The following is a 23,764-nucleotide window of genomic DNA, read 5'->3' as shown; positions in this document are numbered from 1 at the left end:
ATCATAACTTATATCACATATTGCTTAAACGACTCAGAGACGATCCGCTTTGACTCGTTTGCTTCATAAGACCCTTAAAAAAAAAACGAACTGCAAGAATTTTGTTAAGAAGTAAATATAAAAAAAAGCCCTGTCCAAAATGAACAGAGCTTTAAAATTACTAAAAAGTAAATGTTATCAAGCTTCTTCTACAGACTCAGCAAGCAATGTAAGCTTATTATTATTCACTTCAACAAAACCACCTGAGATGTTATAGGAAGTCTCACCATCTGATTTTCGGACCAATACGTTCCCTTTCTCTAAAGTAGATACAATCGGGGCGTGATTTGCTTTTACTTCAAAGCTACCCTGTGTTCCGGGTAATTTCACGCCACTTACTTCCCCTTCGAAAAGAGAGCCGTTTGGTGTTAATATCTGCGCATTAAATGTACTCATGATAAATCAGGTTTTATGCAGCTTCTTCTTTTTCGGCTTCGGCAAGGAGTTTCTCTCCTTTTTCGATCGCTTCATCAATACTTCCAACCATGTAGAATGCATTTTCCGGAAGGTGATCAAGCTCACCGTCAAGAATCATCTTGAAGCCTTTAATAGTATCTTCCACTTTTACATACACACCCGGCTGACCGGTAAACTGCTCTGCCACGTGGAAATTCTGTGATAAGAATCGCTGTACACGTCGTGCACGACTTACAACCAACTTATCTTCATCAGAAAGCTCATCCATACCAAGAATAGCAATAATATCCTGAAGATCTTTATAGTTCTGCAGCAAGCGTGTTACACGGTTTGCAACATCATAGTGCTCTTGTCCTACTACTTTAGGGTCAAGGATAGTTGATGAAGAATCCAGAGGATCTACCGCAGGATAAATACCGATCTGTGTCAATGCACGAGAAAGTACGGTTGTAGCATCCAAGTGAGTAAAGGTTGTAGCAGGAGCAGGGTCAGTCAAGTCATCGGCAGGCACATAAACCGCCTGTACCGATGTAATAGATCCGTCTTTGGTAGAAGTAATACGTTCCTGAAGGTCACCCATTTCGGAGGCCAATGTTGGCTGATAACCTACCGCAGAAGGCATACGTCCAAGTAGTGCTGATACCTCAGAACCGGCCTGTGTAAATCGGAAAATATTGTCAATGAAAAGCAGGATATCACGTGAAACCTGATCGCGGAAATACTCGGCAACCGTTAATCCTGATAAAGCTACTCGGGCACGGGCTCCGGGAGGCTCATTCATCTGACCAAACACCAGGGTAGCCTGTGATTCTTTTAATTTCTCTTTGTCTACTTTGGAAAGGTCCCACTGACCGGCTTCCATAGATTCTTTAAATTCATCTCCATAATTGATAATACCGGATTCCAGAAATTCACGAAGCAAGTCATTTCCTTCACGAGTACGCTCACCAACACCGGCAAATACGGAAAGTCCACCGTGCTCTTTAGCAATATTATTAATCAGCTCCTGAATCAAAACCGTTTTACCAACACCGGCACCACCGAATAACCCAATTTTACCACCTTTGGCATACGGGCAAAGCAGATCAACTACCTTAATTCCTGTTTCAAGCATTTCAGTAGATGTAGCTAACTGATCAAAAGCAGGTGCGTCTCGGTGAATAGGATACGAATCTTTTCCTTCGGGAGCATCAATACCATCGATGGATTCACCTACAACGTTAAACAATCGGCCACGAATATCTTCTCCGATTGGCATTGATATAGCCTTTCCGGTATTAACAACCTCCATACCGCGAACAAGTCCATCGGTAGAGTCCATCGCGATAGTACGCACACGATCTTCTCCGAGGTGTTGAGCTACCTCAAGGGTTAGCGTTGAACCGTCTGTCATCTCAATTTCAAGAGCGTTGAGAACAGCCGGAGTTTTACTGTCTGAAAAATCAACATCAACTACAGGACCAATTACCTGTGCTATTTTTCCTTTATTCATGTGCTAAATCGCGATTTTGTTAGTTATTGCTTTGAAAATTAGCAGCCTTAATAATGCACTACTGCAAAGGCTGTCAAAGATAGGGAGATACTTAAAGAGAGGCAACGAAAAATGTAGGTAAATATTTACACCCTCGTTTTTATTGTGACCACTATCTATCATTAAGCTGGGGACTTATTCCAACCTCTCGGTCTGACGGCACATTGCAAAATTTAGGCGTAAGATACATCTTCAGCCGTCAAATCGGTTTTCGTTTTTTCTTCCTTCAGTACAAATAAATACTGCGCCAAATCCGCTTTAAATTCCAACAATAAGAATCCTTTCAAAAACCCATACTTACATTAGCAACTCCCGCCTTAAACTTTTATCTTAGTTAGCTATCAAAGCCATATAAAAAAGTGGCTTTTTATAGTTAGAACCAGTGGGTTAAGGTGATATGTGTCACCTTTTTTTATAGCCGTTAATCACAATTTTAAAACTCGACTCCTTTGGAAACTGAATTATCAGAACGCTCGGTAAGTGTTGATATCCTTATTGAATTTGATGAAAAGCAGGTACTTGATTACGATAAAGCAAATGAACTTGATACCCGTGGACGAGCACAAGTTCGTGAATATGTACAAAATATCTTGCGTAAAAGAAGTTACCTCGATTTTTTAATCGATGAATTTTCAAGTGTATCGGTAGCAGAAATGAAGCCGGGGCTTAAAAATATTTTACGGCTTGCCATCTATGACATGCTATTTATGGATAGCACTCCCGATTATGCTGCCATCAATGAGGCTGTTAATATTGCCAAGATGAAACTTGGTTCAAAAACCGGTGACTTGGTAAACGCAATTATGCGTAACATGCAAAGGGATGGGGACAATCTGCCGAAACCTGCTTTCAAGGATCGTAATAAACTGGTTGCTACAACTTTTTCGCATCCGGAATGGATGGTTGCACGATGGAGAAAACGATTTGGTGAACGGGAAGCTTTCCAGCTTATGCAGGCTAATAATTCACGCCCGCATTACTATGTCCGAGTTAATAGTCTTCGTACTAAGCCCGAAAATTTTGAACTCCGCATGGAGAAAATGGATGTTGTATTCGAACCCAGCAACTGGCTGCCCTATTATTATAAGGTAGAATCAGTTCAACCTTTTATTGAAAAAGGATTGTTAGCTAAAGGTATTTGTTTGGTGCAAGATGTAGCTGCAGGATTTGCTCCAACTATATTAGATCCACAGCCCGGTGAGAAAGTGTTTGACCTGTGCGCAGCTCCCGGAACCAAGTCTATCATGATGGCCGACCTGATGCAGGCCGAGGGTGAAATTACATCTGTTGATATTTCTTCTCAACGTTTGCAAAAACTTGCTGAGAGCGCCCTCAATTATGGAGCTGAGAACATTAAAATCAGAGGCGGAGATGTCCGGGAAGTGACGCTCGGATTGGCTGATGCCGTACTCTTAGATGCACCGTGCACAGGAACCGGAGTGCTTAGCAAAAGAGCTGACCTCCGCTGGAGACGAGATGAAGAAGGCTTAAAAAATGCTGCAGCTTTACAGGAAGAACTTTTAGAAGAAGCTGCTAATATGGTCAAACGTGGCGGTCGCTTGGTTTACAGTACCTGTTCATTAGAACCTGAGGAGAATATGGAACAGATAGAAAAGTTCCTTGCAAAAATGGACAATTTTGAACTGGAACCACTTGATATTTATCTTCCTGAGGAAGTATTGGCAGAAGACTTACTCTCCTACCAAACATACCCTCACAAACATGGCTGCGATGGCCACTTTGGTGTACTCCTAAAAAGAGTGAAGTAAGTATAAGAACTCTGAAATCAGAATACAGGACTCAAAACCCTTCATTCTGAATTCTGGGTTCTGAGTCCTAATATTCTTTCAACAGTAGTTTATTAAATTTTGTTATCCGATTACGATCTATGAGTACAGAAAAGAATCCACAAGAAATTCCTGCACAATACGACGCCTCTAAAGTTGAGGATAAATGGTATCAGCACTGGATGGAGAATAATTATTTCCATTCGGTGCCGGATAACCGAGAATCTTTCACTGTGGTTATCCCCCCTCCTAATGTTACGGGTGTGCTGCACATGGGACACATGCTCAACAACACCATTCAGGATGTCTTGGTGAGACGTGCCCGCATGCAAGGCTATAATGCCTGTTGGGTTCCCGGAACAGATCACGCCTCCATTGCTACAGAAGCAAAAGTCGTAAAACGTCTGCGTGAAAAAGGCATAAAAAAAGGAGACCTGGGTCGGGATGAATTTTTGGAACATGCCTGGGAATGGACCCACGAACATGGTGGGATTATCCTGGAGCAACTCAAAAAATTAGGTGCCAGCTGCGATTGGGATCGGACCAATTTCACGATGAATCCCGAGTATTCGGAGAGCGTGATCGATGTGTTTATTGATCTGTATGAAAAAGGAAAGATCTATCGTAGAGCTCGAATGATCAACTGGGACCCGGAAGCCAAAACGGCGCTGAGTGATGAGGAAGTTATTCATAAAGAAGTCAATTCCAAGCTCTATCACATTAAGTATAAGATCGTAGGCGAAGATGATTTTGTAACTATAGCCACTACTCGACCCGAAACGTTGCTCGGTGATACCGCGGTCTGTATAAACCCGGATGATGAGCGCTACACACACCTGCATGGCAAGAAAGTAATTGTACCATTAGTAGATCGCGAAGTTCCTATCATTCTGGATGATTATGTAGATATGGAATTTGGAACCGGTTGCCTGAAAGTGACACCGGCTCACGACGAGAATGACTATAATCTCGGCCAAAAGCACGACCTGGAAACCATCAACATGATGAATGAAGATGGTACTATAAGTGAAGAAGGTGAGCTTTACATTGGCATGGATCGTTTTGATGTTCGTAAGCAGATCGAAAAAGATTTGGATGAAGCGGATCTGCTGATTAAAGTTGAAGACTATCAAAATAAGGTGGGCTATTCGGAGCGAACCGATGCCGTGATCGAGCCGAGATTATCATTGCAGTGGTGGGTTTCCATGAAGGAATTGGCGCAACCTGCCCTCGAAAATGTGATGGACGATACGGTCGAGTTTCATCCCAAAAAATTCAAAAATACGTACCGACACTGGATGGAGAATGTGCGCGACTGGTGTATTTCCCGTCAGCTTTGGTGGGGACATCGAATTCCTGCTTGGTATAATGAAGATGACGAATTTGTAGTAGCTAAAACCGAGGATGAAGCCAAAGAAAAATTCAAAAATCAAAATTCAAAATTTGAGAATTTAAAGCAGGATGAAGACGTTTTGGATACCTGGTTTTCCTCCTGGCTGTGGCCTATTTCAGTATTTGATCCAAAATATATTGGTGAATATCAGGAACGTGAACCGAATGAAGAATTAAGCTACTACTACCCAACCAAAGATTTAGTGACTGCTCCCGACATCATGTTTTTCTGGGTAGCAAGAATGATTATTTCCGGGTATGAATACATTGGTGACCGACCGTTCGACAGCGTTTATTATACCGGTACAGTTCGGGATGAAAAAGGCCGCAGAATGAGCAAAAGTCTTGGAAACTCTCCTGATCCTGTGGAACTTATCAGTAAGTACGGTGCCGACGGAATTCGAATGGGAATGCTTTTTGCAACTCCTGCCGGAAACGACCTCCCCTTCGATGAGAAGTTATGCGAACAAGGACGAAATTTCTGTAACAAAATCTGGAACGCCTTCCGCTTCCTCACCATGAATATGGAAGACGGTGTGGATTATGAGCCAACTACTTCCATCAACAAAGATGATATTTCGGACCGATGGATGGCCGCTCGTATTCAGGAAACCATTGCAGGGGTGAATAAAGATTTCGATAATTATAAACTGAATGACGCGCTCAAAAAAGTGTATTCGCTGATCTGGGATGATTTCTGCGACTGGTACATTGAGCTGGCCAAGCCAATGGAATACGGGCAAAACATCCCGAAAGAGAAATTGAACACCGCGCTTGGTTTCTTTGAACAGCTGATGAAGCTGCTCCATCCTTTCATGCCATTTATCAGTGAAGAGATCTGGCAGCATATTCAGGAGCGCTCAACCGAAAATGCTCTTTTGGTTTCGCAATGGCCTGCGGTTGATGACACCAAACTGGATGAGGACGATCTCAAACTGTTTAACACCCTTCAGCAAATGGTTTCTTCGCTACGAAATATTCGTTCTGAAGTCCAGGTTTCTCCCAAAGAAGAACTTGATGTATTCATTCATACCAATTCCCGGGAAATAGCAGATGCTATTCTTGCTAATCGCATTGTACTGGAGAAACTGGAAAGTATTAAATCCCTGGAGATTGGCCCTGAGATAGAAAAACCTGAAGTGTATTCCTCTTCTATTGTTGATGGAAATGAAATCTACGTACCGCTGAAAGGTTTGGTTGATTTTGAGAAAGAACGTGAGCGTATTCAAAAAGAAATTGATCGGTTGGAAGGGTTTCTGAAGGGTATAAAAGGTAAACTCTCAAATAAGGGTTTTGTAAATAATGCCCCGGAAGATGTTGTCCAAAAAGAGAAGAAAAAGAAAGCCGATACCGAAGAGAGTCTCGCTAAACTGCGTGAGCAGATCAAAGATTTTGAATAATAACCACAGAGTTCACTGAGGTACACAGAGTATTATCGATTTAGATAGTTTCGCGAGACTCTGTGCCTCCGTGGTTTACAAATAATATGAAAACATTTTCACTTCCATCTGAAGAACCCAAAGGTCGGCCGGATTTCTTGGCTCAACTGAACAAACAGCAAAAGCAGGCTGTAACCCATACTGATGGTCCGCTGCTAATTGTAGCCGGTGCCGGTTCAGGAAAAACCCGTGTACTTACTTATCGTATCGCTTACCTCCTTCAGCAATATAAAGCGGCCCCGGAGCAAATTCTTGCCCTTACCTTTACGAATAAGGCCGCTCGTGAGATGAAAGAACGGATTCAGCATCTTATTGGTGATAAAGCCAAGAAACTCTGGATGGGTACTTTTCACTCCATTTTCTCTAAGATCTTAAGGTTTGAAGCAGATAAAATCGGTTATGGTTCTGACTTCACGATATATGACAACAATGATTCACAAACCGTCATAAAACAGATTCTGCAGGAACTAAATTTTGATCCCAAAGAGATCAAACCAAAAACCATCTATAACAAAATCAGTGATAACAAAAATCAGCTGATTACTGCAGATACCTACCAGGAAAAATTTATTGGCAGTACCCTCGATGATATTACCGCCCGGGTTTATAAAGTGTACAATAAGCGGCTAAAACAGAGTAATGCCATGGATTTTGATGATCTACTGGTAAAACCAATCGAACTTTTTCAACAGCACCCGGAAGTACTTGAGAAGTACCAAGACCGTTTTAAATATATTCTCATTGATGAGTATCAGGATACCAATCACGCCCAGTATAAAGTCACTAAAATGTTGGCTGCAAAGTACGAAAATATCTGTGTGGTCGGTGATGATGCTCAGAGTATATACTCTTTTCGGGGAGCTGATATTTCCAACATTCTGAACTTTAAGGAAGATTACGAAGACGCTACCCAGGTGCCACTTGAACAAAATTATCGCTCCACAAAAGCGATCCTGCAATGTGCCGATTCCATCATCAAGCAAAACACCAAACAGCTTGAAAAAACTCTTTGGACTGAACAAGATTACGGTGAACGTATCACCCTGCTGGAGAATTTTGATGAGCGGGATGAAGCCAATCGAATAGCCAGTCACATTCAGGATCTAAAGATGCGTCAGGGGTATAAGAACAATGACTTTGCCATCTTATATCGCACAAATTATCAATCACGTGTTTTTGAAGACGCATTACGGCGCAAGGACTTAACCTATCAGCTTGTTGGAGGGTTATCCTTCTATCAGCGTAAAGAAATAAAAGATGTTCTTGCCTATCTAACCCTGCTTGTTAATCCTCATGATGAGACTAATTTACTTCGGATTATTAATGAACCCAGTCGCGGTATTGGTAATAAATCCATTCAGGATATCTTGAAGCAGGCACGTGAAGAAGGTCGCTCTATGTGGAGTATTATCCAGAAAGTGGAAGAGTTGGATGTCTACAAACCGGCTAAAAAACGTGTTCGTGAATTTGTTGATATGATTGATCGTCTCCAAGACAATCTGGCGAATGGAGAAAGTTTTACCAATACTGTTAAAGGTATTTTGGAACAATCAGGATATATGAAAGCTTTGGTTGAGGAGAATTCCCATGAATCTATGATGCGACGAGATAACATCATAGAACTTCAAAATGCCATTTCTTATTTCGAAAAAGGGAAATCGAATCCATCTTTAAGTGCTTTTTTGCAAGAAATAAGCCTCATTACCGATCAAGATAAGTTTGATGAAGACAAACCGGCCATTACGTTGATGACCGTTCATGCCTCCAAAGGACTCGAATTCCCGGTCGTGTTTATTGTAGGATTGGAAGAAAACCTCTTCCCTATGGGCGCTCGCAATAATTTTGACGTCGATATAGAAGAAGAACGGCGATTATTTTACGTGGCTATAACCCGAGCAGAAGAGCGATTGTATTTTAGTCACTGCCGCAGCCGTTTTAAATTTGGGGAAGAAACCCGGCAAGCCCGTTCCCGTTTCTTAGATGAAGTTGATGCAGGAGTGGTTCAAACCGAAACAGGTGCAACTATTACCCAGAAAAAAGACCGCTTTAGTACCGAAAAATCCGGTAAATCAAGCTTTGAAGTAGAATATGACTGGAAAGAATCTCACGCAAAGAAAACTTATAAATCACCATCTGCTACCATTCAGTACGACTATGAAGACGGTGAAGATCCTTTTCAGGTCGGTACAAAAGTGATCCATAAAAAATTTGGACCCGGTAAAATCATTTCACGCTCCGGAGTAGGTACAGATGCTAAAGTTGTTGTATTTTTCAAAAACAGAGGACAAAAAAAATTAATGCTAAGGGCAGCTCCTCTCCAGTTAGTCGATTAGTCAGCTAAACATAAAAACAATGTCAATGAAGCAGGTTCTTACCATACTGCTATTTACAAGTTTGTATTCACTGAATATTATAGCCCAGCCGGTCATGTCTCCCAGAAACATGGCCCTTGGTGGCGGTGGCAGTACCTATATCACTGATTATCACGCCAATTTTTATAATCCTGCCAACCTCATGATACAGGATCGCGAGACCAGGTTTTCAATTGGCATTGGTATTCCGGCTATATTCTTTAACGGAATGCAAAATTCCGAAAACCCTAAAAAACAGCTCGATCATTTTAGGAATCATTTGGATCCCTATGATTCGGCTCCGGCTCCCTTTTCAAACAAGGAACGACTATCAATTTTGGAAGATAACTATCCCGGCAACAGAACACTCTCGATGAATAAAGGCAGGTATGATATAACACTGTTTGGGCTGAATTGGTTAAGAGATGACAAAGTCTTTTCTTTTGCTTTGAGAACCCGAACTTCCTCTTCATTTAATGTAGGGAAAGGCTGGTACACCAGTGTATTTGAGGAAAACTCAGATAACAAAAATGTGGTTGACCGTTCACTGATACATCGCTATCAAAGCCTTCATGAAATTTCGTTTGGCTATGCAGAATCTTTTCGGTTTCTGACTAATCTCACTTCCAGAATTGATAATTTTATAATTGGAATTGCGCCAAAGCTTGTTTTAGGATCTGACTATCAAAATGGAAAATGGGAAAATATTTATGAACAGAATGTTGAAAATGGCAGCATAAATAGAATTCAGAATTTCGATTACAACGCTTCGGGACAATTTGGAGAAGCTGCGACTTCTTATCTTTCCGGAACGCCTATTACCCAAGCAAATGAAGCCTTTTCAACTACTTCTTTTGATATCAACGGCATTGGTGCCGGACTTGATATCGGGATAACGTACCTAATCACCCTTGGAGATGATCTTTCAGCCGTTCAAAAAAATGAACAAACACAGCGTTCTCTTCGGTTATCTTTTTCAATGACTGATATTGGAATTATTTCATACAACAAGTCTAATATTGAACTCAAATCTCCAACCGATACTACCTTTTCTTCTTCCGTTCCAAATGAATTATCCGATCAATTATTTTCAGGCTCAAAGGGCCAGTATATTGATTTTATAGAACGCTTTGGGAAAGACAATCCTTTTTTAGTCACTCCTGCAAATGAAAGTACATTTGCCGTACTTTTACCTATGGCAATGCATGCAGGTGCTTTACTTGAAATAAATCGGATTAAACTAATGGGTGATCTCAGTATTGGACTTACTAATAATGCATTCAATACAACGAGATTAACTACTTCATTGGGAATTGAGTTAAGACCATTTTCAGTATTACCGATTCGTGGAGGTCTTCGCTTAGAAGGCCAAAGACCTGAATATGTAAGTATTGGAACTGCCATAGAAACAAAAAACTGGAACCTTTCTTTAGCAGGGCTATTTTTACCCAATTCATTTACCGAAACCCCAAAACCGGTTGGTGCCGCAGCAGCAACGCTCCAATTTCATTTTTAAAGCCTGACACTTTGCCCTACTTTACTGTCAGGCAGCGGGTGTTTCTGACGCTTTGTATACCATGATTAATGTGGCTTTGTATTTGCCTCTTTTACACAAAAAAGAAAAAATTTGCAGACTATTATATATGAAACAACGCTTTGAATTATTTCAAAATTTAGATCAGTCGGACGATAACTTTGATGACTTTGAGCAAGCCATCCCATTAATGTCGGAAGAGGAAGAAAAAAAGCTTACCGAAGCTGAAATTCCTGATTCTCTTACCATTTTACCCCTCAAAAACACCGTTTTATTTCCGGGCGTGGTTGTGCCCATCACCGTTGGACGAGACCGTTCGCTCGCTATGGTTAAAGAAGCCTATGAAGGTGATAAAATCATTGGAGTGGTTACCCAAAAGAATGAAGATATTGAAGAGCCACAATACAAAGATCTTCATAAGGTCGGAACTGTTGCTCAAATCCTGAAACTCATTAAAATGCCCGACGGCAGTAAAAGTATTGTTATTCAGGGTAAATCCAACTTTAGAGTAACCGAGTTTACCCAAAATCAGCCCTACTTTAAGGCCAATGTAGAACCTTATCCAAAGGAAATGGATATCGAAGGACTGGAACTTGACGCTTCAGTGCGAAACATTAAGGAGACCGCTTCCAAGATTATTAATATGTCTCCGAATATTCCTTCTGAGGCATCCATTGCTGTTAATAACATCAACAGCCCTACGTTCCTTCTGAACTTCATTTCTTCTAACCTGAATGTTTCTGTTTCCGATAAACAGGAATTGCTTGAGATTAAGAAATTCTCAGATAACCTTGATAAGGTTATGGAATTTCTTGAAAAGGAAATTCAGGTACTTGATATGAGTGAAAAAATCCGTACCAAGGTTAAATCGGATATCGATGATCAGCAGCGAGAGTTCTATCTCCGCCAGCAGATGAAAGCTATACAGGAAGAACTGGGGGAAGACGCCGAACAGCAGGATATTGAAAAACTGCGTGAACGTTTAGCCAAAAAGAAGCTTCCTGATGAAGCAAAAGAGACGGCTGAAAAAGAATTACAACGCCTGGAAATGACCCCAAATGCTTCTCCTAACTATGGAATTATCTATAGTTATGTGGAGTGGATTTTAGATCTTCCCTGGGAGGATTTTTCTGAAGATAAGCTGGATCTCCAATTTGCCCGAAAAGTTCTTGATGAAGATCATTATGGATTAGAGAAGGTCAAGAAAAGAATTGTTGAATACCTTGCCGTCCTTAAACTTAAACAGGATATGAAAGCGCCTATCCTCTGTTTCTACGGGCCTCCCGGCGTTGGTAAGACCAGTTTAGGGAAGTCTATTGCAAGAGCTTTAAATCGTGAATTTGAGCGGTTCAGTTTAGGTGGTATCAGAGATGAAGCCGAAGTTCGCGGTCACCGAAGAACCTATATTGGTGCACTTCCCGGCCGTATTATTCGGTCTATGAAAAAAGCCGGGAAAGGAAATCCGGTTATTATGCTGGATGAAATTGATAAAGTGGGAGCTGACTATCGCGGAGACCCTACCTCTGCCTTGCTTGAGGTATTAGATCCTGAGCAAAACGACAGCTTCACCGACAATTACCTTGAACTTGAATATGATTTATCCAAGGTGATGTTTATTGCTACAGCAAATTCACTTGATACGATTCCGGCTCCGCTCAAAGACCGAATGGAGATCATTAACATCAGCGGATATACGCTGGAAGAGAAAACACAGATCGCCAAGAAGTATTTGATTCCAAAGCAGGTCAAAGAAAATGGTTTGAAGGAAGATCAGATTTCTTTCACCGATGAGTCAATTGAGCGACTTATTGATCAATATACTCGTGAATCCGGGGTTCGAAATCTTGAGCGACAAATAGCCGGTGTTTGTCGCGGTGTTGCTGCCAAGATCGCTTCCAAAGAGATTGAAGAATTTGACGTTAAAGTGGATGACATTGAAGAATTTCTCGGTAAACGTAAATTCTTCAGTGATGCAGCCGAGAGAACAACGGTACCCGGTGTTGCAACAGGCATGGCCTGGACGCCCTACGGTGGCGATATCCTCTTTATTGAGGCGAGCGTCTCCAAAGGCTCCGGTAAGATCAATATCACCGGACAATTGGGTGATGTGATGAAGGAATCGGCGATGTTGGCCGTCTCCTATCTTAAAGCCCATTCTGATGAGATTGGGATTCCTGAAGAAGCCTTCAAATATTGGGATCTTCACGTACACGTTCCTGCAGGGGCGGTTCCGAAAGATGGTCCATCTGCCGGTGTTTCATTGATGTCGGCTATTGCGTCTATCTTCACACAGCGAAAAGTAAAAGGGACTATAGCCATGACAGGTGAAATTACCCTGCGTGGATTGGTACTGCCTGTTGGTGGAATTAAAGAGAAAGTATTGGCTGCCAAACGAGCCGGAATCAAAAAAGTATTGCTGCCTAACAAGAACGAAAAAGATGTAGCCGAAATTGAAGAAGAAGTACTCGGTGATCTCGAAGTGCAGTACTTAGAACGCATGGATCCTCTGCTGGATATTGTTCTTGATGAAAAACCTGAGATTGATCCTCAAGAGTTCTTTAAGGTCAGCGCAGCTCACAAAGCAGCAGTTTCCGGCAAAAACGGACAATCTGAAAGTGTGGAAGTGGTAAGCCGTGATACAGATGATTAGATAATCCACTTAGTAATATTAAATTTTTGAATGTAAGGCGGACAGTAAGTGTCCGCCTTTTTTATTGGAAGAGCACTGAATAATTCATACAAATTCAGGTTTATATTTCTTCTAATTCCTTAAAATTTGCACCCTTTTGATAGGAAGAGAAAGAGCAGGTTGTGGCATTGAAAGTTTTAAACTAAAAAATACTTCAACTGATACTTGTTGATCTGCAATTTGGGCTTTAAAATAAATTCTTAAACTTTCCTTGTCTATCCCCTCTTATTGCTTATTTTTGGCGCATGCAAAAAGGACGAGTTATACAATCTACCGGCAGCTGGTATCATGTGGATACCGGCGATGAAATCATTGAAAGCCGGCTCCCGGGACGTTTTCGCTTGGACGAGAAGGAAGTTACCAATCCGATAGCGGTTGGAGATTACGTTGAGGTATCAATGAATGATGATAGTACCGGTTCTATTGAGACTATTGGAGATCGTGAAAACTACATTACCCGTCAGGCTACCCATGGCAAAAGAGGAGAACAAATCCTGGTTTCCAATTTGGACCAAGCCTGTGTAGTGCAATCCATCAAAAAGCCAAAGCTCAAAGAAGGGTTTATTGATCGTTTTTTAGTGACTTGTGAGGCTTATGAAGTGAGAGCAACTATCGTGCTCAATAAAATGGACTTGGCTAAGAGCGGTGGACTTAAGAAAGCAGAAGAACTAAAACAGCTTTATGAAGATATTGGCTATACCTTCATCACCACCAGTATTGAGAATGAAGAATCTTTGGAGGGGTTAAAGCAATTACTGAAAGAGAAAACTTCCGCGTTCATTGGTCCCTCCGGAGTTGGCAAAACAAGCTTGGTCAATGCAATTGATCCGGAGTATAATTTAAAAGTTGGGGATATTTCAGATTTTTCTAACAAAGGCAAGCATACCACCACTTTTGCCCAACTCATACCTCTCTCTTTTGGTGGGTATATTGCCGATACGCCCGGTATTCGGGAATTTGGGTTGGTCAATATTGAACCCTGGGAACTATCACTCTTTTTCCCGGAAATGCTGGAGCCAAGAAAAAACTGTAAGTTTAATAATTGCACCCATAATCATGAGCCTAAATGTGGTGTAGCAGAAGCATTTGAAAATGGAGAGATAGCAGCCAGCCGGTATCAGTCTTATCTTAATATGCTTGATTCCTTGTAGGTCGATACCATAAAAAAAGGCGCCAAAATAATTGGCGCCTTAGGTCTGATTACAACAAACTATCGCTACTCAATCAAGCAGTTTCTACAAATTCCTGACCAGCTAAAACAGGATTTTCAACTTTTTTATCTGATTCTATTATTCCGTCACGAAGTCGAATTATACGTCGGGCATGATCTGCAATTTCCTGCTCGTGCGTTACTACTATTATGGTATTTCCCTGTCGGTATAGTTCTTCAAAAAGATTCATGATCTCTTCCCCGGTTTTCGTATCCAGGTTACCGGTAGGCTCATCTGCAAGTAATATTGAAGGATTATTTACCAAGGCTCTTGCAATAGCAACCCGTTGTCGCTGACCTCCTGAAAGTTCATTCGGTTTATGATCAACACGATCACCCAACCCAACTTTGGTAAGCACATCGCGTGCTCGTTCTTTGCGTTCAGCTGACTTCATACCTGAGTAGATTAAAGGTAGTTCAGCGTTAGCCAGACATGAGGTTCTGGGTAGTAAATTAAACGTTTGAAAAACAAAGCCAATTTCACGGTTCCGAACCTCAGCCAGTTCCGCATCTTCCATTTGACTTACATTGTTGTTATTCAAAATATATTCACCCGAAGTGGGAGTATCCAAACAGCCTATCATGTTCATTAAGGTAGACTTCCCGGAACCGGATGGCCCCATGATGGCGATATATTCGTTCTCTTTGATATCAAAGGTTACACCGGCAAGAGCATGAACTTCGGTTTGCCCCATCTGATATACTTTGGTAAGATCTGTTATTTGTATTACAGGCTTTTTGGACATGATGCTTAATTTAGAGTACTGAAAGTTTATTATTCACGGTTACATTATCACCGTCATTTAAGAGATTGGTAAGTGTACGATAACTGCCTATAACCACTTCGTCACCGGCAGATATTCCGGATAAAATTTGAATATGTGAATTATCACTGATTCCGGTTTCGACTTCTTTTCGGACTGCTTTTCCATTTTCAACTACAAATACCACTTTTCTAATATCTTCTTCTTGGATTGTAAGGTTATCATCCTGACTGCTGGCTAACATCACTTCAGCTGAATCATCGTCACTTTTTGTAGTATCCTGATCTTTAGCAAAATCTCGGACGGTTACTGCCTGGATTGGTACGGAAACTACATTAGAGGCCGTTTGTGTTTCTACATCTACGGTAGCTGACATTCCGGGTCTGAAATTAGGTACAAACATATCCTCTGGATCTTCAGTTACTTCATTGCGAACCATTTTCTCCGGGCTGCTATCTAAGTTATGCGGAGTTATAATTCGAACTTTAACCTGGTAATTCGTGACCTGTTCGTTTGTACCACTCCCAGTGACACGCGCAGAATTTGCAATTTCAGTAACGATACCCTCAAATCTTCGCTCGGGATAGGCATCTACTTCAATTCTGGCTGTGTCAGCTACATCAACATTTACAATATCATTCTCATTAACCTCAACTAATACTTCCATCCTGTCGAGCAGAGAAACACGCATCATCTCGGTACCGGCTGTTTGAGCATTCCCCAACACCCGCTCTCCAACTTCTACATTAAGCCCGGTAATAGTTCCGTCTTGAGGCGCCCTAATCACCGTTTGCTCTAACTCTTCTTTCGCCTGACGAAGTTGAGCTTCTGCACTTTCAACCTGGTATTCGGTTGCTTTATAACTGGCTTTTTGTGAATCATATTCCGATTTGGACTGAATATAATCCATCTCTGAGATGAGGTCTTTCTCATACAATTCTTTATCCCTTAAATATGTTGCTTCGGCCCGAATTAAGGTTGCTTTAGTTTGCTCTAACCTTGCCTTTTGGGTCAACAGAGCAGCATTTAAATTATCAATCTGGGCTTGATAGATATCGGGTTTAATACGAAGTAACAGATCGTCTTCGCGAACGAAGTCTCCTTCTTGCACAGCCAGCTCTATGATCTCTCCTGATACATCGGGACGAATAATCACCTCAACTTCCGGCTGTACCTTTCCTGAAGCTGATACAAGCTGTGTAATTGTTTTTAGCTTGGCAGTAGCTGTTTCTACTTCCTTACCAGAATCAGTATTTCCAATGACCCCGGTGAAACGAAGGGTTAACCCTACAATAATAATTAGGCCGAAAGTTCCACCTAACCAATACAGAGTGGATTTAGATGATGATTTATTTTTTCCCATTTTGCTACTACCTATTCTTAAAAATTATCTTAAAATTCTACGCTTTCACCGCTGAGCTTACCCAGGTAATAATCCAATAATTTCTCTTGGAAAATCAGGTTAAACTGTGCTTGTGTGTAGTTTGATTGTGCCTCAACATAACTTGCTTGTGCCTGGCTAAGCTCTATTAGTGTACTTGAACCGGCATTATAGCGTGCTTGTTGAGTTTCATACGCTCTTTCACTGGCAATTAGTGATTTCTCAGAAGTTTCTAGCTGCTTGATGTAAGATGTATAATCATTATAAGCTTGAGTCACTTCCTGGATAACCTGTAACTTTGAGTTATCGAGATTCAATTCTGCATTCTTCAGTTGTACTTTAGAGGATTGAATTGAAGTCATACGGTTCCAATTTTGGAAAATTGGTACGCTTACTGAAAATCCTAATGATTTGTTTACTTGTATATCAAAAAACTGATCATTGAATGGAGCAGTACCTGTTTCACCCGGTAAGGAATATCGGTCACTGTAGCTTGAAGAAATTGAGGCACTGGCTGATACTGAAGGATATAAATTCGCTTTTGTAATCATAAGCTGATATTCCAAGCTTCTAATATTTGCCATTGCACTTTTTAAATCAGCTCTGTTCAATAATGCCTGATCAATTAGTTCACTTAATGAATAGTTTTGGGCAAACTCCTGATCAACATTTGATTCAATATCAGGCACTACAAATTCATATTCTCCCATAGGATCTATTTGAAGCTGTCGAATGAGCAGTAATTTACTGAACTTCAATGCATTTTCTTGTTGGGTAAGCAGTAACTCATTGTTAGCAACTGTTGCTTCCTGGTTATATTGATCTACTGTGGGTCGTGAACCTACTTCAACCTGGGCTCGCACCTGTTCAAGTTGTTGGCGTGAACTCTCCAAATTTTCTCTCCTGATTTCCAATAATTCCATATCTACAAGCATCTGCAAATAATTGGAGGCGGTATTAAAAATAACCTGTTCTTTGGCCCGTCTTAAATTTTCCTCTTCAGAAATTTTTGATTGTTCACTTGAACGTAATGATCGTATGTTTTCAAAACCATTAAAAATTGGAATATTTGCACTTAAACTTCCTCCCACAGATTGAGATACAACGTTACTGAAGGAAACTTCTTCCTGCACAAACTGCTGACCTGATCTTCGTGACCCACTTAGGCTACTATTCACAGATGGTAAAAAGTCTGCATATTCACTGTTAATTCTGTATTCGGCCAAAGCAAGATTATTTTGTGCTTGTTTAAGCTGATAATTGTTTTCTAAAGCAATTTCGACTGCTTCCTGAAGACTAATAGTTCGAGTCTCCTGAGCCATTAAATTCCCGGCTGAAAAAACCAGTGCAATAAGAAGTGTAGATGAGGTAAATCTTTTCATAATTGAGATTCAATATTTTGTATTAACGGATTGGTACACGATAGTGGACGAAAATAGTTACAATAAAGTTGCTCTATTTTCGATTTTTATATTCTTTAACAGGAATGAGCTAAATATTTGTAAAATCAATCAGTAGAGGGCTTATCCTTTTCTCTCATAGAAGAAATTTGCTGATCAAGATAATCCATCAACAAACTCAATCCTTTTTTTGCGAGCATACGTTTAAGCTCCCTCGATATTCCGAAATTGGAACCACTGTTATTAGATGATACTCGGGAAGAATCCTTTCGGTCTCTGCCTAATAAAAACCCAATTATTACTGAGGCCCCCACAGCAGGCAAAGGATGCTTCCTGATTATATTTTTTGGATCCATATTGGTTGATACCCCTTCTTTGACCTCATCAATAGATTTATCAATTCCACCCTGAATTTTTACAAGCTCTTCTTCAAGCTCCTTCTTCTTTTTTTCCAAATTTGATAGTTTTGCTTCAGACATGATTAATTCACTTCTTTTTTTGAATTTTCTGTAGATGGGAGTTCTTTTAGCTCATCGCCATTTTCTTCGAAGGAGTTCAATAAGTCAGCAAGTATTTGATCCTGAATGCGCCTTACCATCGATTTTGGCTTTATTACGATCAAAATTAAACCGACAAGAATGAAAGGTGAGGAAACAATAGCATAACCGGCCCATTCGTCTCCTATGACTTCACCGATATATATTGCAAGAGCTGTTAAACCGAAGACCAAACCAAGCCCGAAAATAGCATATCCAAAAAGCTGTTGTACCGATTTACCGATCCAATAGGTTATCCGGTCGCTTACATTTAAAACCGTAAGTTCTATTTTAGTTTCTATATAGTCCTGAAGTTCACGACTTACCTGCTTGATGCATTTACCTAAATCGTCCATTGGGTTTAGTCTTCTGAGGTGAAAATTTTTGCGGCAATGAACCCTACTGCCAGCCCAATTGCTACTGACTTTATGGGATTACGACGAATGGTATTTTCAGATCGCTGTTTAAGTTCTTCTACACGCTTCTGAAGTTCTTCATCTTCAAGCATTACCCGGCCACGTTCTATAGCTACATCAAGTCGTTCGTTTAAATTTTGGATAACTTCTTCGTTCATAATGCCCTGTTTTTTTCTTTAATATAAGAAATTGCAATGGATGCATAAATCATTCCATTGCAAAAAGTTATTCATAGCGTAAACTTTCTATCGGATCGAGTTTAGAAGCTTTATATGCCGGGTATACTCCAAACAACAACCCTATAATAAACATCCCAAAAAATCCTCCAAGAACAGACCAAAGCGGAATGACTGCTTCCGTTTCTATCCATAATGCCATCAAGTTTCCAACACCTATGCCGATAATCATTCCAATAATACCTCCAATCTGACAAATAAAGACAGCTTCCATCAAAAATTGGCTCACAATAGCTTTCCTGGTAGCTCCTACCGCTTTTCGTATCCCAATTTCCCTGGTTCGTTCTGATACTGAAACCAGCATGATATTCATGACTCCAATACCGGCACCCAATAAAGTGATGAAGCCAATAGCAAAACCGCCTATATATAAAGCAACTGTAAAAGTATCAAAGGTGCTGCTCAATGTTTCATTGGTTGAAATTTCAAAGTCATTTGAGTCCCCGGGATTTACTTTTCTGATGACTCGCATTATTCCGGTGATTTCTTCTACTGTTTGCGTAATAAAATCGATTTCAGGGGCTCTTACCTGAATATTTATATTCCGGTTTCCTCCATAAACGTTTAAAGCAGTTGTGTAAGGTATGATTACAATATTATCGAAAGACTGCCCAAATATTTGTCCTTTAGCTTCCAATGTTCCAATAACGGTATAGGGTTTCCCATCAAACCTGATTTCTTTACCAATCGGAAATTGATTTTTAAAAAGTACATTTTGCACGTCCTTACCGAGAATTACGACATTTCTACCATACTGAACATCATCACCGGTAAAGTTGCGCCCGTCTTCTAACTCAAACGCATTATTATTTAGGTAATTCTCATTACTTCCAACGATTCGTACATTTGGCTCAGTCTCGAAATCATTAAATGAAATTTCAGCTATTCCAAATGATTCATCTGGACTCATTCCCCGCCCAATTCTCATTTGCTCTTCGAGTCTCTCTGCCGTTTCGAAATTGATATATTTTCGATTGCGGATGTCATCACTAAACGCCCCCATTTGCACAGACGGTGTTCTTGAGACATTGATAACATCACTTCCCATAATGCTCATGGTATTTTTAAAATAATTATCCAGTACCGCTACCGCCGTTGTTGAGACAATGACTGAAAAAACACCTATTACTAAAGCCAGCAAGGTTAAAAACGAACGTAGTTTATTGGCTTTAAGGGCGTCGTAAGCCTGACTTGTAGTTTCTTTTATATGCATATTATTCGAACCTCAATGATTCAATAGGATCTGATTTAGCTGCCCGGTATGCAGGAATAAATCCGAAAAGTACACCTACGATAGTGCAGATACTGAAACCCACTATCACAACACTTACATTCATGACGGCCACAAAAGCCTGATTGATCAGGATTGTAAGTCCTCCTGCCAAAGCTACTCCTATAACCCCACCCAGCAAGCAGATGGCTATTGATTCTAACAAAAATTGAGTTAAAATTTCCCAGGATTTTGCCCCGACTGCCTTTCTAATTCCAATTTCCTTCGTTCGCTCCCTCACCGAAACAAACATAATATTCATCACACCAATACCACCTATTAACAAAGAAAGCCCGCTCAGAATAAATCCCACGGAATAGATACCGGCTTTCATCCCTTCCAGTTGCTGCTTAAAAGCTTGTGGTTTATTCAGGGCAAAGTCATTGTCTTCTGTGGCATCCAGCTGCCTTATCCTCCTCATAATTCCTTCCAGCTCGTACTCTCCTTCACGCAAGGCTGCCTGATCAGCAAATTGCACTCCAATCTGAAGTCCCGATCGTAACCCGTAAATCTGTTCATAGGCTGAAATGGGTATCAATATGCGGTTGTCAGTATCCTCTAATCCCATAAACTTACCCTGTTTCTCTAACACGCCTACCACTGTAAATCTCTGCCCCCCAAGTCTAACTTGTTTACCAAGAGGATTTTCAATTTCAAATAAAGATTCATAAAGCGTATTTCCGATCACTGCTACTTTTGAGCCGGATTGAATTTCTTGTTGAATAAACATCCTGCCTTGGGCAATATTCAATCCCTGTATAGAAAGGTAATTTGAGGTTGCTCCGGTCAGTCCTACACTTTCCGCTGTCTTTTCTTTGTATCGTACGTTGGTATTTCTATTAGCAGAGGCGGCAACAGTGCTGGCATAACGGCTATAATCGTTGATTCTTTCCACATAGCCCATTTCCATTTCCTTGCGATTCCGATACTCCCACCATTTATATTCTCCCCCCATTCCCCAAGGCCATTTTTCAACATACACAACATTCTGTCCCATCATGGCCATGCTTTTTTCAAAGGTGATGTCCATGCCGGTAGTTACAGAGTCTACAATAGTTACCATAGTTATTCCTATGATTATACAGAGAGCCGTAAGTATAGATCTGACTTTGTTTGTTTTAAGAGCACTGAGGGCAATTTTGAATCCCTCTACAAAACTATTAATTATTCTCATGATATCTTTTGGGTGTGATCGTCTCAAAGGATACGGGATTAATTTTTTTTTCGTTACAACAATTCTGTAAAATTTTTTGAAATGATGTTTTTATTGGAAAGACTAAATATTCCTTACTTTTATCTAAAAATAAATTCTTATGAAATTAGACGTTCTTGTTTTTGCTTCTCACCCGGATGATGCCGAATTAGGTTGTGGTGGAACTATCGCTGCATTAACTGATCAAGGGAAAAAAGTTGGTATTATTGATCTAACAAAAGGAGAAATGGGAACTCGCGGCAATGCTGAAACCCGAGCTAAAGAGGTAGATAAAGCCTCTAAAATATTAAACCTTTCCTATCGGAAAATGCTGGATTTGGGAGATTCCATCCTTGAAAATTCAAGGGAAAACCAACTTAAAATAATTGAGCAGGTTCGGCTTACTCGTCCCCATATATGCTTAGTCGGTGCCCCCTTCGACAGGCACCCCGATCACCCAAAAGGAACAAACCTTACGCTGGATGCCCTGTTCTATTCCGGACTAAAAAAAATTGAAACAATTGAGGAAAACGGCGAAAAACAAGAACCACACCGCCCCGCCCATATCTTACACTACATGCAAGACCGTCCCATAGATTTCGACTTTGTATTTGATATATCAGACCACTGGAAAACTAAAAAAGAAGCCATTTTAGCTTTCAATACTCAGTTTAATGTGAGTAGTAATGAAAGGGAATCGGAGACTTACATCTCCTCTAAAAATTACTTTAAGCAACTTGAATCAAGGGCTCGCTATTTAGGACATCTTTCAGGATTCACATATGGAGAGGCTTTTAAATACTACCTACCCCCTGCACCTCTCAAAAATTTCAACATATTTTTTGAGACTTCTCCCAAAAGATAGTTTGGTTTTATATTATTTCAGACCTATCTCCATACTCCATTTTGATGTTACTTTAAGTTTCTTCATTTTGGCGGACTTAAAATTTTTGACTCACAATTTTCTATATACCCTCATTGAATAAAACTTATAGCTATGGACTTTTCTAAAACTAAAAAAGGCACTGCTTCAGTTTGGGCAGGAGAAACGGATTCATTTTATAAAGGAAGCTCAACCGTTCCTATCGTCAATACTGTAACCTTTGAATACGATGATCTCGATGAATGGTATGAAGTGGCGAAAGGTAATCGGGAAGGTCATATCTACAGCCGTAATACCAACCCAACCGTGCGTGTTTTAGAACATAAAATAGCGGCATTAGAAGGTGCTGAGGATGCTATTTCTTTTTCAACCGGAATGGCTGCTATCAGTAACACCCTGCTTAGTCTGTTAAAACCAGGTGATCGAGTAGTTTCCGTTAAAGATTCATACGGAGGAACCAGTAAAATTTTCTTGGAGTATTTGCCGAAATTCGACATTGATGTAACCTTATGCGAAACCGATAACCATGAAGAGCTCGAAGCAGAAATCAATAAGGGTTGTGATCTTGTATATCTTGAAAGTCCTACGAACCCAACGCTTAAAGTCATTGACCTCCAACGAATTACAAAATCTGCAAAAGCAGTTGGTGCAATAGTCGTATCAGATAATACCTTTGCTTCTCCCATCAATCAAAACCCCATTGCTCTTGGAATTGATTTAGTTATTCACAGTGCAACTAAATTTTTGGCAGGTCATTCTGATGTAATGTGTGGTTTGCTTTGTGGAAAGAAAGAACTAATTAAGCAGGTTTTTGCATACAGAGAAATTAACGGGGCCAGTTTACACCCAGATGCCGCATATAACGTTATTCGTGGAATGAAAACCCTGGAGCTTAGAATTAATCGACAGAATGAAAGTGCCTTAGAAATTGCCCGTTTTTTAGACAACCATCCTAAAGTAGCATCTGTTTTTTATCCCGGTTTGGAGAGCAATAAAGGACATGATATTGCAAAACAACAAATGAAGGGTTTTGGAGGAATATTAAGCTTTGAACTTAAAGGAGGCTATGAAAGTGTCAAGAATCTACTGCATAACATGAAATTCGTGCATCTGGCTGCAAGTTTAGGCTCTGTGAGCACTCTTGCCGGACCGCCACGTACAACAAGCCATGTAGAACTCAGTGAAGAACAACGAAAACAATTGGGTATCTCCGAAAGCTTAATCCGGTATTCAGTGGGTATTGAAAATGTGGGAGATCTCATCGCTGATCTGAAGGAAGGTTTTGAACATGTTTAAA

The 23,764-nt window shown here is 40.5% G+C and carries 18 protein-coding genes; 8 read left to right on the top strand and 10 right to left on the bottom strand.

Annotation, left to right across the window (positions count from 1 at the left end; all coding sequences use genetic code 11):
• Window positions 1–177 precede the first annotated feature (177 nt).
• A complete protein-coding gene (gene atpC, locus RI561_RS10320; protein WP_395080156.1) occupies window positions 178–435 on the bottom strand; it encodes an ATP synthase F1 subunit epsilon in 258 nt (85 codons plus the stop codon).
• A 13-nt stretch (window positions 436–448) separates the two neighbouring features.
• Complete coding sequence (gene atpD, locus RI561_RS10315) at window positions 449–1,948, bottom strand: F0F1 ATP synthase subunit beta (protein WP_395080155.1); 1,500 nt, start codon at window positions 1,946–1,948, stop codon at window positions 449–451.
• A 488-nt stretch (window positions 1,949–2,436) separates the two neighbouring features.
• Here atpD and rsmB point away from each other — a divergent pair, with 488 nt between their 5' ends.
• The 6 genes from rsmB (at window position 2,437) to rsgA (ending at window position 14,330) form a co-directional block, all read left to right on the top strand.
• Entirely contained in the window at window positions 2,437–3,756 is a 1,320-nt protein-coding gene (rsmB, locus tag RI561_RS10310) for a 16S rRNA (cytosine(967)-C(5))-methyltransferase RsmB (protein ID WP_395080154.1), read from the top strand.
• 119 nt (window positions 3,757–3,875) lie between these two features.
• Window positions 3,876–6,566 (top strand): valine--tRNA ligase, encoded by a 2,691-nt coding sequence (locus RI561_RS10305; RefSeq protein ID WP_395080153.1) that lies wholly within the window; start codon window positions 3,876–3,878, stop codon window positions 6,564–6,566.
• A gap of 86 nt (window positions 6,567–6,652) precedes the next feature.
• A complete protein-coding gene (locus RI561_RS10300; protein WP_395080152.1) occupies window positions 6,653–8,938 on the top strand; it encodes an ATP-dependent helicase in 2,286 nt (761 codons plus the stop codon).
• A gap of 25 nt (window positions 8,939–8,963) precedes the next feature.
• On the top strand, window positions 8,964–10,472 hold the full coding sequence (locus tag RI561_RS10295; protein WP_395080151.1) for a DUF5723 family protein: 1,509 nt from the start codon (window positions 8,964–8,966) through the stop codon (window positions 10,470–10,472).
• A gap of 127 nt (window positions 10,473–10,599) precedes the next feature.
• A complete protein-coding gene (lon, locus tag RI561_RS10290; RefSeq protein ID WP_395080150.1) occupies window positions 10,600–13,140 on the top strand; it encodes an endopeptidase La in 2,541 nt (846 codons plus the stop codon).
• A gap of 284 nt (window positions 13,141–13,424) precedes the next feature.
• A complete protein-coding gene (gene rsgA, locus RI561_RS10285; RefSeq protein ID WP_395080149.1) occupies window positions 13,425–14,330 on the top strand; it encodes a ribosome small subunit-dependent GTPase A in 906 nt (301 codons plus the stop codon).
• Window positions 14,331–14,403: 73 nt separating this feature from the next.
• On the opposite strand, the gene RI561_RS10280 is transcribed toward rsgA, so the two are convergent.
• The 8 genes from RI561_RS10280 to RI561_RS10245 form a co-directional block, all read right to left on the bottom strand.
• Window positions 14,404–15,135, bottom strand: coding sequence for an ABC transporter ATP-binding protein (locus tag RI561_RS10280; protein WP_395080148.1), 732 nt, complete (start codon window positions 15,133–15,135; stop codon window positions 14,404–14,406).
• A gap of 10 nt (window positions 15,136–15,145) precedes the next feature.
• Window positions 15,146–16,516 carry an efflux RND transporter periplasmic adaptor subunit gene (locus tag RI561_RS10275; RefSeq protein ID WP_395080147.1) on the bottom strand — a complete coding sequence of 457 codons (1,371 nt, stop codon included), beginning with the start codon at window positions 16,514–16,516 and terminating at the stop codon, window positions 15,146–15,148.
• Window positions 16,517–16,545: 29 nt separating this feature from the next.
• A complete protein-coding gene (locus RI561_RS10270; protein WP_395080146.1) occupies window positions 16,546–17,916 on the bottom strand; it encodes a TolC family protein in 1,371 nt (456 codons plus the stop codon).
• A 125-nt stretch (window positions 17,917–18,041) separates the two neighbouring features.
• The gene (locus RI561_RS10265; protein ID WP_395080145.1) at window positions 18,042–18,413 is read right to left on the bottom strand and encodes a hypothetical protein; all 372 of its coding nucleotides are present in this window, start codon (window positions 18,411–18,413) and stop codon (window positions 18,042–18,044) included.
• A gap of 2 nt (window positions 18,414–18,415) precedes the next feature.
• Window positions 18,416–18,826 (bottom strand): hypothetical protein, encoded by a 411-nt coding sequence (locus tag RI561_RS10260; protein ID WP_395080144.1) that lies wholly within the window; start codon window positions 18,824–18,826, stop codon window positions 18,416–18,418.
• Between the two features lie 5 nt (window positions 18,827–18,831).
• The gene (locus tag RI561_RS10255) at window positions 18,832–19,044 is read right to left on the bottom strand and encodes a hypothetical protein (RefSeq protein WP_395080143.1); all 213 of its coding nucleotides are present in this window, start codon (window positions 19,042–19,044) and stop codon (window positions 18,832–18,834) included.
• Between the two features lie 67 nt (window positions 19,045–19,111).
• The gene (locus tag RI561_RS10250) at window positions 19,112–20,335 is read right to left on the bottom strand and encodes an ABC transporter permease (RefSeq protein WP_395080142.1); all 1,224 of its coding nucleotides are present in this window, start codon (window positions 20,333–20,335) and stop codon (window positions 19,112–19,114) included.
• A gap of 1 nt (window position 20,336) precedes the next feature.
• Window positions 20,337–21,566: an ABC transporter permease gene (locus RI561_RS10245; protein WP_395080141.1), complete on the bottom strand. Its 1,230-nt coding sequence runs from the start codon at window positions 21,564–21,566 to the stop codon at window positions 20,337–20,339.
• 139 nt (window positions 21,567–21,705) lie between these two features.
• Here RI561_RS10245 and bshB1 point away from each other — a divergent pair, with 139 nt between their 5' ends.
• Window positions 21,706–22,449, top strand: coding sequence for a bacillithiol biosynthesis deacetylase BshB1 (bshB1, locus tag RI561_RS10240; protein WP_395080140.1), 744 nt, complete (start codon window positions 21,706–21,708; stop codon window positions 22,447–22,449).
• Window positions 22,450–22,581: 132 nt separating this feature from the next.
• Window positions 22,582–23,763 (top strand): cystathionine gamma-synthase family protein, encoded by a 1,182-nt coding sequence (locus RI561_RS10235; RefSeq protein ID WP_395080139.1) that lies wholly within the window; start codon window positions 22,582–22,584, stop codon window positions 23,761–23,763.
• Window position 23,764 lies beyond the last annotated feature (1 nt).

Source organism: Gracilimonas sp. (genome assembly GCF_031581265.1).
In the GTDB taxonomy this organism is placed as follows: Bacteria; Bacteroidota; Rhodothermia; order Balneolales; family Balneolaceae; genus Gracilimonas.
This window is presented reverse-complemented; position numbering and strand designations above follow the sequence as displayed.